The following is a 13,772-nucleotide window of genomic DNA, read 5'->3' as shown; positions in this document are numbered from 1 at the left end:
CCGGTTATTTACAAGTCTTGTGGACGATTAGTTACCTTGTATGCATTGCTGGTTTCTTTATCACAATTTATTTTTGTACATATTGGATAGCCAGATGGTTTGAATTCAACTGCATGAAAAAATAATATCGTAACGGGATTCAGATAAGATTTTTGAACTTATCTGGATTCCTTTTTTGTTGTTCATTGAACCGCTTACTCTTGCTACTTGAATTCAAAAAGGTCTTGCATAATATGTCGTAACGACCTATTATAGATAAGTCGTTACGACATATAGGAGGCTTAGATTGTACGAACTATTAATTCTTGGATTACTCATGTCACGGGATGTTTCCGGCTATAAGCTGCGAATCATCTTTGAAAGCAGTTTGGTTCCTCGTCGTGAAATTTCAAACGGGGTCATGTACCCATTATTGCAAAAGTTATCCAAAAAGGGATATATCGAATTCATCGAAAATACCCAAAATCCGCGAAATGAAAAACTGGCTCACATTACCCAGACCGGGATTAATCGATTTCAACAATTAATGGCTGCCGAAGTCCCGAATGACGCCAAACGAGAATCAATTTGGCGGTTTAAATTCAGAGGAATGGCCGGTGTCGATCCCCAGACGCAACAGCAGATTCTTACCGATTATGAAAATGCAGTGGCAACGGATTTTAACGTCTATACCAAGGTTAAGCAACATTTATCCGAAAAATTAGCTGATCCTGACTCAAATCAACCTTATCTCGTCTGGGCCATTCGCTCATTAGACTTAAGCATTTCCATTTGCCACGCTAAAACCAATTGGATTGATAATTGCCGTCAAAAAATGAAAAATGATAAGGAGAATTTAGATGAATAAACAAACAACTACCAAGCAGTGGATTGCCCTGCTTGCCATGGGATTAGGGGTCTTCATGGGCCTCTTGGACGTCACGGTTGTCAACGTGGCCTTGCCAACCATGGCGCGGGGCTTTAATACCACTTTCACTAATTTACAATGGGTGCTAAACGCCTACACACTGGTCTATGCGGTCACCTTGATGATTATGTCAAAATTAGGTGATATGTATGGCCGGAAGAAGATTTTCCTTGGGTCACTGATTCTATTTGTGATTGCTTCGGCAATTAACGGGATGGCCCCCAGCCTCTTTGTTTTAGATATTGGCCGTGGTGTCCAAGCGATTGGTGGTTCCGGTATGATGTCCCTCTCGATGGCACTGGTTGCTTCTAACTTTAGCGGCAAACAACGCGGCTTAGCACTTGGTATCCTTGGTTCAATTATTGGGGTATCTTCAGCTTCCGGCCCGCTAATCGGCGGTTACCTGGTTGAACATTTTGGCTGGCCGGCGATTTTCTATGTCAATGTCCCCTTTGGCATTATTGCGACAATTTTAACGGTCATTTACGTTCAGGAAACGCCCAGTTATGGTAAAAATCACAAAATTGACTTGATCGGCATGATGCTTTCCGCAATTGGTTTATTTGCAATTATCTATGGCTTAATCGTAAAAGAAAGTCATCCCCACTGGAATTGGTTCAAGCCGGAAGTCAGTGGCCTTCTGATTGGTGGCGTGATCATCATGATTATTTTCGTCCTCGTCGAAATGCGGGTTGAGGATCCCATGATGGATATTCAAATGTTCAAACGCCCCCACTTTCTGGGAACGATTACCGTTGCATTTGCCTTGGGAGCCGGGATCTATGCCTACAACGCGTTTCTAACCGCCCTGATGCAAAATTATATTGGCTACTCAGCTGTTCAAACTGGAGTCCGACAATTAACAATCAGTGGCTGGTCGCTGGTTCTAGGACCGGTAGCCGGAATTCTCAGCGCTCGGTATTCGAAAAAATGGATGATCGTCATCAGTCTCTTAGTTGGTGGCGGCGGCTTCTTCTTGATGGCCAAGTCAATCAGCCCAACGGTCAGCTTTGTCGAACTATGGCCCGGTATGGTCCTCATGGGGATTGCCAATGGGATGGTCAACCCACTATTAAACACTGCCGGGATGGAAGGCGCCCTGCCAAATGAAATGGGAATGGTCTCTGGTTTGCTAAACGTCTTTCGTCAATTTGGAACGACCGTCGGGGTTGTTGGGCTTGGATTGATTCAGGATGCTCAATATGAAACTTATCTAAACGGGCATCTGCATACTATTTCATCACTGCCCGCCCATGCACTTGACGGGATCAAAGAGGCACTAGTAAACGCCGGGCCATTCTCTGGTCACACAATCGCCTTTTCAACAAGAATGGCTAAGGCACCGTTTGCACAGGACCTCCAGCGGATTGTGATTCATGCGTATGATAACGGGATGGCAGCCGTAGCCGTTACTTCTGGGATCATCGTTGTCGTTGGTGCAATTGGTGCCGCCGCTTTAATGCAAAATCATTTTTCAAGCCAAGACTTAAATAAATAGCCGCAGGACAATTAACAATCGCTTTGCTTGCTCTCTTCAGTGTTTCCGCTTACAATGGCGCCAGTAAGACGAATTCGAATTACTTAGGGGAGGTTGAAGAATATGAAAGCATTTGGTTACGATCATCATGGTAGTCCTGACGTTTTTCAAGAATATGACGTGCCGGAACCATCGCCATCCGCAAATCAATTATTGGTAAGAACGATTGCAGTCGGCTTAAATAATCGTGAACGTTCTGAAAGAGCAGGTGGCTTTGGCGCAGTGACATCCCCAACCATTCCAGGCCGGGATGTTGTCGGGGAGGTCACTAAAGTCGGCAAGAATATTGACGATTTTGTTGAAGGTGATCTTGTGTTAACCCACACGGAACATGGATACGCTGAATTCGTATTGGCAGAATCAGACGCGACCGTTGAAGTTCCGGATGGGATTACGCCAACCAGAGCCGCCGGGATTATCACCCCCGGACTTACGGCCTACAAAACTGTTAAATATTTTGCTAACGTTCAGCCGGGACAAACCGTTATTGTCAAAGGTGCTTCTGGCGGCGTGGGTTCACTTGCCGTTCAGATTGCAACGGACTTAGGGGCTAACGTCATCGGTGTCGCATCAAGTCATAATGAAGACTTTGTGACATCAATTGGAGCCAGTCGCTTTGTTGCATATGATCAAAGTGATCCGGCAACTGTTTTAGCTGACCAGGGAGACGTTGTCATCAATAGTGCCATGAACGGAGCTGGCACGGATGATGACATTAAAATGGTTAAACCCAACGGCACAATTGCCAGCGTTGCTCATGATTCGCCGTCAACAGACAAGCCATTAAAGTTTGTCCATGTCCATCCCACTAATGACATGACTGATCGCGAAGCTTTACAGGCAGTCATTGATTTGATGAAGGATGGCAAATTAACAGTTAACATCGGCTACACATTACCATTCTCCCGGGATGGCTTTGTTAAGGGCCATCAACTGCTGGAAGAGAAACATGATGGCCGAGTCATTATTGTGAACCAGTAAAGTTCTACCCAATTAATAACGTTACGTATAGGCGCTAAAATTCCTATCATAAAAAGCTGCAAATGCCAATCTTAACTTGGCGTTCACAGCTTTTTATTTATCTTCTATCAATAACAAATGCGTGACCATATCCGGATGAATCAGCATCAATAAAGCCTAGTGATTGGTAGAAACGAGCTGTCTTTTCAGTTTGGTCGGTCATCAACACAACCTGCCCAACTTCTCGATATCGTTTCAAAACCAGATTGACCAAGCGCGTTCCGATCTTTCTTCTTTGAAATTCTGGTCTAACCAGCAAGTCTTGAATATAGATAATTGTCTGCTGATCAGTAATGATTCTGATCATTCCGACCAGTTCACCAGCTACCTTTACCGATAAATAACTAGATGACCGATAAGCAGCGACAGTTGTCCTAAAGTCTACTAAATAATTGGTCCAACCAACCGATTGATAAAGGGATTTTAATTGTGGAATATCAATTTTGTCATGCCAGTTAAAAGTAATTTGATTGTTCATCAATTGCCCCCGATTAATTTCCCAATACTATTTCTTTACAATTCCTTTGGCACTTCAACACCAAGCTCCCCACCAACTCGAGCCAAATCTTTGGCAGTTTGATCATCAATGGTGACCCCATTTTTCGTATTTTCCGCATAGTTTTTATATTCACGGTCACCCGGAATTTTGATTTCAGTCCCTGGGGTATGATCCAAATGGCGAATTCGATTAAACATGTCGGTGGCATTCTTCCTTAAGACATCTAAATCGCCGAAGAAGGATGGGTCAATTGTCAGGAAGAATTGACTAAAGTCATGTTTGCCAACACTAGTATCGGCTGAAATTGATCCTTGAGCCAAAATGCCGGTCAACAGTTCAACAACCAACGAATTGCCCATTCCCTTGTAGTTGGAATTATTTTCAAAGAGACCACCAAGGGTTAATACACCGCCACCCTTTTGACGTGGCGTAAAGGCAGCCGTTGACAAAATATCTTCCGCAGCTTTTGCGTTTTTAACAATTTTTCGATCTTTATCAACTGCCCATTCACCAGGGATGTCTTTTTTATTCTTATCCAAAACCTGAATCTTACCACTTGAAACCACTGAGGTTGCCCCATCAAAGACAAAGGGATGGGGTTCTGCCGGAAAGGTAAATGCGAACGCATTGGATCCCAAGAAAGCTTCAGTTGCATTGGTTGGAACCACCAATGGTCGGGTATTGGTATTTGAGACCCCAATTAGCCCTGCTTTAGCAGCCATCCGGGAATAATACCCCGCTGTCCCAAAATGATTGGAATTACGAATAACCGCAATTGAAACTACACTCTTTTTTGTTTTTTCAATGAGCTTTCTCATCGCAAACGCCGAGGCAATTTGTCCCATATTTTGATTAGCATCCACAAATAAGCTGGTTGGCGTTTCCTTTAAGACCTTGACCTTATTCTGTGGCACAATGGTTCCTTCTTTGACCATGTTCAAATACCAAGCCAATCGCTGAATACCATGAGACGAAATCCCACGTAAATCCGCGTCAGTTAAAGTGTCGGCCAGTAATTCACTATCTGCTGAAGAAAAACCGGTTTTGGTAAATACTTGTTCGAGAAATGACTTTTCGGATGATGATTCAATTCGCATAATAATCCCCTTTTCTATTGATTTAATGTTGATGGCTCTAAACACCAAAAAAGCTAATGATTTCAAAATAAAAACGCCCCTGTAATTAATTACAAGGACGTTGTTAACGTGGTGCCACCTATTTTCGTAATCGCAATGACTACCTTAAGAAACGCGAATCGGTTATTAAATTCAGCGCTTTGGCAAGGTAACGGTTGCTAGTCGTAGGCGTAGCTTGCACCCGCCTATTATTCGAGTTCATCTTCACCAATCTTTTAATTATGCCTTCCCAGCTGTCTCTGCACTCTCTAAAAATCAAAAATTGGTTACTCTTCTCATCAACATTTAATGTTATGCAATTGATTTTATTTTAAGTCGATTCCTCAAAATGTCAAGCAGACGTTGAACCCCCTTACCGGTATAATTCGGGCCGTCGATCTGCAAATACCGGCATAAAGCCGCGAGCATCATCAGTTTCATCTGTATCAATCGTTATCGTTTTAAGCTGAGGTTGATCATCCAATGACAATAGCTCATCGCCCATTGGATTATAAACACCCGAATGACCGCCAAACGGGTTGTCTGGATCATTTCCCACGCGATTAACCGCCACGACAAAGCTTTGGTTTTCAATTGCCCGGGCTGCCAATAACCGGCGCCATTGGGGAATCCTCGAAGTTGGCCATTCAGCCGGGACAAATATGATGCGACTATTGTCAAGACTCAACGTCCGTAACCATTCCGGAAAACGAATGTCATAGCAAATCACGCTGGTGGCATCAACACCCTTAATTTGAAAATGATCTTCTTCGTGACCGGCAGCCAGATATTTATCTTCACGCATCAAACCAAATAAGTGGACCTTTTCGTACGTGGCTAACTGTTTACCATCCGGACCAAAAATATAGGTCGTATTATAAAAGGCACCATCACGAGCCACCGCAACCGAACCGCCATGGACCGTTAGTTGGTACTTCTTTGCCAAATTTGAAAGTAATGCCTTGGTTCGTTTACCCTCTGGATCGGCGATTTCGCCAAACCGCGTTAAATCATAGCCGGTATTCCACATTTCGGGAAAAATCACAATATCGGCATGTTGTTCAGCAGCCATTTTAACAGCCGGCTCAATCTGCGCAAAATTTTTATCTGGATCACCAAAGTAAATATCAAGCTGGGCAAGTGAAATTGAAATTTTCATCTAGAAGCCTCCTAGTTAACTTTCCGGGTTTATTAGAAATAAAATCATATTTCTAAAAATTATACCACGCGGTCATAAGAATGACTGATAATCGGCCATTTCAACCGTTACGCATCCATGCTTTAGTGATCACGTTATCTCCTAATCAGTATTTTTTCCTATTTGGTATCCATCTATTTTATGACTTGTTTTCAATCGATTTCTTTAATATGCGAACCAGTTTCCGGAAAGATTCCAGTAACTGCACACCCTGACATTCATTGATATAACGGGTAAATGGTCTAGAATAAAAGCTTTGTTTGCGAACCATATAACCTTGCTAACTCGTTAAATTGGTCTGCTTGGAATCAACTCAGTTACACATTTTTATAGCGTCCTGCATTACACACCATCATTTCTTCACGTTCTAAGTTGACATTTTTTGGAAAGCGCATACAATTAATTTACGTAAGCGCTTACGTAAAAATAATGAAGGGTGGGTTCATTATGGAAACAGATCTCTCCAAACATGAACCAGTGTCAAAAATTGACACAGCTATTTTAAATAAAAGTAATCGAACAAATTCATTTCTATGGAACATGAATATTGGCTTCTTCGGCGTTCAAATGGCATTTGCACTGCAGTCTGCCAACATGTCACGAATCTTCCAAACCATCGGTGCTAATCCCAACGACATTGGCTACTTTTGGCTGGCAGCTCCATTAGCAGGGATGTTTGTGCAGCCACTGGTTGGTTCTCTTTCGGACCGCACTTGGACTCGCTTCGGTCGTAGATTACCCTGGCTTTACATTGGCGGTTTGATTAGTATGATTGTTTTAATTCTTATTCCAAATGCCGGAAATCTTAATTTGGGATTTGGGACAACGGCTTCTATGGTTTTTGGTGTGCTTTCGCTATTATTTTTGGATGTTTCATCAAACATGGCAATGCAGCCATTCAAAATGTTAAGCGGCGATATGGTCAATGAGGGCCAAAAAGAAAAATCTTACTCCATTATGACGTTTGTTTTAAACATGGGCCAAGTGGTGGCCTCGATTTTTCCACTTCTATTAACTACAATTGGCATTTCAAATATTGCCCCACACGGCGTCGTTCCCAACACGGTTAAATTTTCATTTTACTTTGCAGCGGCGACATTACTCATTTGCTGTATCTACACATTCTTTAAGGTTCATGAACTTCCACCAAAGGAATATGCGGCATTCCACCAAATTAGTGAAAAGCCCAATCACAAACACATTTGGGAATTGTTAAAGGAAGCCCCAACCGCATTTTGGACCACCGGACTGGTTCAACTCTTCTATTGGGCTGCCTACATGTATATGGCAACCTATGCTACCGGTGGGATTGCCGAAAAAGTTTGGCATACAACTAACGTGGCTTCTAAAGGATTCCAGGAAGCTGGCAATTGGTTCGGACTTTTAAGTGCCGTTTCAGCAGTCGTTGGCGCTTTTTGGCCATTATTTATCGCCAAATACCCACGTCAACGCCGAAGTTTCTGGGCATTCTCACTACTTATGGGCGCAGTTGGTCTGGGATCTGTATTCGTAGTCACAAATAAATACACGTTAATCTTCTCATTTATTGCATTTGGTCTCGCATGGGGAGCTAACACAGTAATTCCGTTTACCATCCTGACTAATTCTTTGGACGGCAATAATATTGGCACTTATTTAGGATTATTTAACTGTACAATTTGTATTCCTCAAATTTTGGCAAACCTTGTTGGTGGTACCATTATTGGCTGGTTTGGCGGCAATCATGGTATTGGTAACCAACACTGGATGATGTTAATTGCCGGTATATTAATGGTTCTGGCGGCAATTAGTGTTTCAGTAGTTCATGAGACATATGGTGAAATTGAAAAACATGAAAACAAGGAGTAATAATATGATAAAAAAATGGTGGGAAAATGCAGTTATTTATCAAGTTTATCCACGTAGCTTTCAGGATAGCGACGGCGATGGTATTGGTGACCTGCAAGGTGTTATTAAGCGACTGCCATATATTCAAAAATTGGGGGTCGATGTCATCTGGTTGAACCCAATTTATAAGTCCCCTGATCGTGATAACGGCTATGACGTGAGCGATTATGAGGACATCCAACCAGTCTTTGGTAATATGGCCACATTTGATCAATTGTTAACTGAAGCTCATAAACGTCACATCAAGCTTGTCATGGATTTAGTCGTAAACCATAGTTCTGATCAGCAAAAATGGTTTATCGAGTCTCAAAAGTCAAAAGACAATCCCTACCACGACTATTATATTTGGCAAGATGGCGAACCGGGAAAGTTACCAAATAACTGGGGATCTTACTTTAGTGGACCAGCATGGACATATAGTAAAAAGCTTGGCCAATACTATATGCACCTATTTGCCAAGGAGCAGCCGGAACTTAATTGGCAGAATTCCAAAATGCGTCAGGATGTTTATAAGATGATGCGCTGGTGGCTTGATAAAGGCATTGACGGCTTTCGAATGGACTCGATCAGTTTATTGGACAAACCAGATGGCTACCCTGACGCCCCTAACCCCGGACATGCCTTATATGCGGATGCCCAACCGATCGTGGCTGATGGCCCTCGTTTGGAAAATTATCTCAAAGAAATGAATCATGAGGTCCTCAGTAAATATGATATGGTCTCAATTGGTGAAATGATTGGTTCAAAAGTTGACGATGCCAAAAAATACACCGGTCGAGGTCATCACGAACTAGACATGATTTTTCAATTTGAGCACGTTACCTTAACGCCAAATAAAGACAAACGCCTCGGTAAATGGAATAATATTCCAGTAAAGCTCACTGATTTGAAGGCTTCTCTTTCCAAATGGCAAAATGGCCTTAACGCAACTGGTTGGAATAGTCTCTACTGGAATAACCATGACCAACCGCGAGCTGTTTCCAGATTTGGTAACGATTCCGAACAATATCACACTTTATCGGCAAAAATGCTGGCTCTAACTCTTCATCTCTTAAAGGGAACCCCTTATATTTACCAGGGCGAAGAATTAGGGATGACTAACTGCCACTACACTGACATCTCCCAATATCAAGATCTGGAATCACTAAACGCATTTGACGAACTGGTTAACCAAGAAAAAATCGTTAGTAAAGAAACGATGTTAGACTATTTGGCAAACATGTCACGGGACAACGCGCGAACACCAATGCAATGGGATACTAGTAAGAACGCCGGCTTCAGCACTGGTCGCCCATGGATGACTGTTAATCCCAACTATTCCCAAATCAATGCAGCTAACCAGGTTAACGATCCCAATTCAGTCTTTGCTTTCTATCAAAAACTTATCCAGCTCCGCCATACGTTTGATCTAATCGTTTATGGTAATTACCACGAGCTGGATCCTGATGACAAGGATATCTTTGCCTATACACGTAACTATGAAGGACAGAAAATGTTGATTATTAGCAACTTTACAGCCAAAACAGTTTCACGTGACTATGATCAAGCTCATGCAAGTAAATTAGTCATTTCAAATTATGCTGATGATCAAGGGACTGAAATTCGACCATATGAATCAAAGGCCTATCTATTTAAGTGAAAATCACGTTTTCTTAGCAGTAAGTATGTCAATGACTGCTAAGAAAACGTGATTTTTTTGTAATACTTATCATTTTTCAGAAATGAACAATTGATTACCGGACTCTTCCTCGTTACCCTATGATGTTTCCCGTTTCTCAATTTTTAATGGAATACTGGTGGTTGTGGTTTGAGAAGAATCAGCATGATTCACCAATCGATCAACCGCTGTTTTTCCCATTAACGCAAAATTTTGCGTAATGCTGGTCAACTGCGGCCGGGTTTGTGTACACAATTCAGTACCGTCAATACTCATAATTGCAATATCGTCAGGAACCAAAACACCCAAATCATAAAATCCGTTTAGTAATCCCCATGAAGTTTCATCACTCGCACCAATAATCGCATCAACAGTCGAATGATTGTGATAATACTTGGCAGCTGTTATCCCTGATTGATAACTAAAATTGCCTTCACATGACCATTCCTGGTTAAATGTCATTTGATGCGTCTTTAATGCCTGCCGATACCCTTGGAGTCGTAGTTGACCGACATAATCATTAGTGATATCCGCGCCAGCAAATCCAATTCTCTGGTAACCAGCCTTAATCAAATAATCGGTTGCCTGATACCCAATCTGAAAATCATCGGAGGAAACATACGAAACTTGATTTTCAGTGGATGCCCCAACTACCTGGGAAAAAATACCAGCTTGGTTAAGCATCCCAATCACCTGCTGATTAGGTTGGATCGAAACAAATAACAAGCCAAACACCCGGCGTTCAATCATATCCCGGACAACTTTAGTTAAACTGATTGGATCATTCTTCTTGGCAATCATTAAAATAGTGTCCAATTTATTTATTGTGGCCTCTGCCATAATTCCTTTAATAACCAAATCATTAAAATTAGTTTCAGAATCCGTGTAGATAAGCCCAATTGTATGGTTACTTTGGCTGGCAAGATCTGACGCAGAACGATCTTTATAATAACCCAGTTCGTCGGCAATCTGCATTACCCGACTTGCAGTCGCCTTACTATATCCGCCACGGTCATTTAAAATTCGAGAGACCGAAGCCGTTGATAGTCCAGCAATTTTAGCAATGTCAGCAATTTTTACTCTCAATATTATTTAGTCTCCATTTTTGTTTAATAATCTAATTATACCTTACTCAGTTAAACAATTATCAAGGTCAAATATATTTTTAATTAAAAATTGACAGCGATATCATTTGGTGCAATAATATGTGTAAGCGCTTCCCCAATAACAAGAAATGCTTGAGGAGCCCGCTAGACTTCTTTTCAATTACTTTTAAACTAATTAGTGAGGTTTATAACTGATAATTCCCTGATCTCCCTTACTTCAGCAATTATTAACAACTTAATCCCTCATCAATTAGTTGAATCGTGTTTCAAATACTTGAGCGTGATTATCCAATCTGCGTAATCGCTTACTCATGTTATTCGAAAGATTGAAAGTGGCCGCTTCAATTCACTTAATGATGTGCAGATATTATTTATCAGCGTTTAAATACAAATTACCTAGGAGGATTTTATCATGGATGTTAAAGAACGTGTTTCACTTCCAAATTATACAAAGGATAATTACCCTAAAACAACTCGCAGTGCGGTTTTAAACAAAGTTTTTGATATCGAAATGAAAGATACCCCACTTCCCGCAATGAAGCCGACCGACGTTTTAATCAAAGTGATGGCAGTTGGCATTTGTGGGTCAGATGTCCACTATTATGATACCGGTCATATTGGTGACTTCGTTGTTAAAAAGCCACTCATTCTTGGACATGAGAGTTCAGGAATCGTAGTCGCAACCGGTGATGAGGTCACCACCGTTAAACGCGGTGATCGAGTAGCAATTGAACCAGGTGTGCCATGTGGCCATTGCAATTATTGTCGAGAAGGTAAATACAATCTCTGCCCAAATATGAAATTTATGGCAACGCCACCAGTCGATGGTGATCTTTCCGAATTAATCGTTTACCCACAAGATTTTGTTTTCCCAATTCCTGATGAAATGCCATATGAAATTGCCGCATTAAACGAACCATTTTCCGTCGGCGTTCACGTTTGCCAGAAGCTAGACGTTAAGCCCGGAACCACAGCCTTTATTTCCGGAATGGGCGCCGTTGGTCTCCTTGCAATTCTTGCTTTTCGTCAGTTTGGTGTCGACCGGATCATTGTCAGCGACAGTGAGGATTTACGTCTTGAAACTGCTAAGAAGATGGGTGCCGATGAAATCATCGATATCCGAAAGACTGATTCGCTTGAAGAGATTATGTCTCTAACAAACAATGAAGGTGTTGACTACGTCATGGATGCTTCTGGTAATCCGGCAGCTGAACGCGAAGGCCTCCGAGCACTAAAACGGGGTGGTAAAATTGCTTATGTTGGTGTGCCAACCACTGACAAAATTCCATTGGACATTCCTTTCATGACTGATCACGAAACGCAAATCTTCGGTATTTTCCGATATGCCAACACCTATGCATTGGGCGTTAAGATTCTGGCTAAACACCTCGACGTTCTTGAAAACTTATTGACTAATTACTACAGTTTAGATGAGACTCGTGATGCGCTTGAAGAAACCAGAACTGATAAGGGCGGCTCACTAAAAGTCATGATTTATCCCAACGAAAAATTGAGGAGTTAATATGTCATCGTTTAGACACGTCAAAGTGAAAAAGAGAATATGTTAATTTCTGAACGTTAAGGACACGGGTTGGATATTCTAATTTCGAATATTTGACTCATGTCCTTATCTTTTGAAATCTACTTTTCTACTATTATCGAATTAGATTGGGGAAATTATTATGGCAATTTTAATGGCCTTAATCCCACCATTAACTTGGGGATCAGTTGGCTTAATTTGTACAAAAATGGGTGGCTCAGCTGGCCAGCAGGTCTTAGGTGAATCGCTTGGCGCTTTAATCTTAGGTACCTTTATTTATTTAACATTCGTTATTCCACGCGGTGTTATTATAACTGATCGTATTTGGATCGTTGGCATCCTTTCAGGGCTGTTTTGGGCCGTTGGCACGTCTGAACAATTCATTGCGTTCAAAAAAATGGGGGTTTCTTCAGCGTTACCAATTTCAACAGCCGGTCAAATTATTTCAAATGCGCTGATGGCCGCAGCCGTTTTAGGTGAATGGATTACCGTTAAAATGTGGCTATTTGGGTCAATCTCAATTGCATTAATTACCATCGGTGCAATCTTGACAGCCGCACGTTCAACCTTAGATAAACATCAAGCCACTAAACGACCAGCAACTTACAATCAAGGAATGATCGCCTTAATTATTTCAACAGTTGGCTTTATGCTTTATTTTGTTTTTCCAAATCTGTTGGTCAAAGTTGGGTATATTAGTAACCATATTCATAACGCTAATAACGGCATCAATTATATGACTGCGATTGTGACTCCTCAAGCGGTCGGTCAAGTCATTGGTTCGATCTTAATTATTATCTTCTTATTCCACGAGCGAACCATCATGTTTCAGAAATACACTTGGAAAAACCTCACAACAGGCATTGATTGGGGTATCGGAAATTTATTTATGTTCATCTCCGCTGCTAACCCACTCATTGGCCAAGCGATGGCCACGACCCTCTCACAAACCGGCGTTATTATTGGCACGTTTGGCGGCATCTACCTGCTTCACGAATATAAAACCAAAGATCAAATGGTTCGTATCGTTATTGGTTCCGGACTAGTGATCTTAGGGAGCGTCCTGATATCAAATTTAAAAGCATTGGGTTAAAAAATATTGATGTTCTATTATTAAATAACCAGAGTGGACCAGCAAGCGGTTAGACCCCAGAATATAAGCCTCCTAACTTGATATTCCTGATTTTGGAATATCAAGTTAGGAGGCTTATATGGCCGGGGGCTGCTTGCTGGTCCACGTTTTAACTAAATAACGCGTTGTGCTAGTTGTGCCATATTCTTAACAATTAAATCTTTTATAGAACTT

Annotated in this window: 11 protein-coding genes; 7 read left to right on the top strand and 4 right to left on the bottom strand. The window is 41.6% G+C overall.

What is annotated here, in order from left to right; genetic code table 11:
- Positions 1–286 precede the first annotated feature (286 nt).
- From FC85_RS09410 to FC85_RS09400, 3 genes are all read left to right on the top strand, one after another.
- The gene (locus FC85_RS09410; protein ID WP_057865285.1) at positions 287–847 is read left to right on the top strand and encodes a PadR family transcriptional regulator; all 561 of its coding nucleotides are present in this window, start codon (positions 287–289) and stop codon (positions 845–847) included.
- Positions 840–2,405: an MFS transporter gene (locus tag FC85_RS09405; protein ID WP_057865284.1), complete on the top strand. Its 1,566-nt coding sequence runs from the start codon at positions 840–842 to the stop codon at positions 2,403–2,405. Before FC85_RS09410 ends, FC85_RS09405 begins: the two co-directional genes overlap by 8 nt.
- 102 nt (positions 2,406–2,507) lie before the next feature.
- Complete coding sequence (locus FC85_RS09400; RefSeq protein WP_057865283.1) at positions 2,508–3,425, top strand: NADP-dependent oxidoreductase; 918 nt, start codon at positions 2,508–2,510, stop codon at positions 3,423–3,425.
- 97 nt (positions 3,426–3,522) lie between these two features.
- Here the strand turns inward: FC85_RS09400 and FC85_RS09395 are convergent, their stop codons facing one another.
- The 3 genes from FC85_RS09395 to FC85_RS09385 form a co-directional block, all read right to left on the bottom strand.
- Positions 3,523–3,942, bottom strand: coding sequence for a GNAT family N-acetyltransferase (locus FC85_RS09395; RefSeq protein ID WP_057865282.1), 420 nt, complete (start codon positions 3,940–3,942; stop codon positions 3,523–3,525).
- 35 nt (positions 3,943–3,977) lie between these two features.
- Positions 3,978–5,060 (bottom strand): Ldh family oxidoreductase, encoded by a 1,083-nt coding sequence (locus tag FC85_RS09390; protein WP_057865281.1) that lies wholly within the window; start codon positions 5,058–5,060, stop codon positions 3,978–3,980.
- Positions 5,061–5,451: 391 nt separating this feature from the next.
- Complete coding sequence (locus FC85_RS09385; protein WP_057865280.1) at positions 5,452–6,237, bottom strand: carbon-nitrogen family hydrolase; 786 nt, start codon at positions 6,235–6,237, stop codon at positions 5,452–5,454.
- Positions 6,238–6,723: 486 nt separating this feature from the next.
- On the opposite strand from FC85_RS09385, the gene FC85_RS09380 reads away from it, so the two are divergent.
- Together FC85_RS09380 and FC85_RS09375 are read left to right on the top strand one after the other, a co-directional pair.
- Positions 6,724–8,124: an SLC45 family MFS transporter gene (locus FC85_RS09380; RefSeq protein ID WP_057865279.1), complete on the top strand. Its 1,401-nt coding sequence runs from the start codon at positions 6,724–6,726 to the stop codon at positions 8,122–8,124.
- A gap of 4 nt (positions 8,125–8,128) precedes the next feature.
- A complete protein-coding gene (locus FC85_RS09375) occupies positions 8,129–9,802 on the top strand; it encodes a glycoside hydrolase family 13 protein (protein ID WP_057865278.1) in 1,674 nt (557 codons plus the stop codon).
- 117 nt (positions 9,803–9,919) lie between these two features.
- Here FC85_RS09375 and FC85_RS09370 read toward each other — a convergent pair whose 3' ends face one another.
- Complete coding sequence (locus FC85_RS09370) at positions 9,920–10,906, bottom strand: LacI family DNA-binding transcriptional regulator (RefSeq protein ID WP_057865277.1); 987 nt, start codon at positions 10,904–10,906, stop codon at positions 9,920–9,922.
- A 432-nt stretch (positions 10,907–11,338) separates the two neighbouring features.
- Here FC85_RS09370 and FC85_RS09365 point away from each other — a divergent pair, with 432 nt between their 5' ends.
- Together FC85_RS09365 and FC85_RS09360 are read left to right on the top strand one after the other, a co-directional pair.
- Positions 11,339–12,448 (top strand): NAD(P)-dependent alcohol dehydrogenase, encoded by a 1,110-nt coding sequence (locus tag FC85_RS09365; RefSeq protein WP_083485082.1) that lies wholly within the window; start codon positions 11,339–11,341, stop codon positions 12,446–12,448.
- Positions 12,449–12,608: 160 nt separating this feature from the next.
- Positions 12,609–13,559, top strand: coding sequence for a GRP family sugar transporter (locus tag FC85_RS09360; protein ID WP_057865276.1), 951 nt, complete (start codon positions 12,609–12,611; stop codon positions 13,557–13,559).
- Positions 13,560–13,772: the final 213 nt, after the last annotated feature.

The organism is Lentilactobacillus diolivorans DSM 14421, from assembly GCF_001434255.1.
Lineage (GTDB): Bacteria > Bacillota > Bacilli > Lactobacillales > Lactobacillaceae > Lentilactobacillus > Lentilactobacillus diolivorans.
The sequence above is the reverse complement of the archived record's forward strand: the minus strand, read 5'-3'. Positions and strand labels throughout refer to the sequence as shown.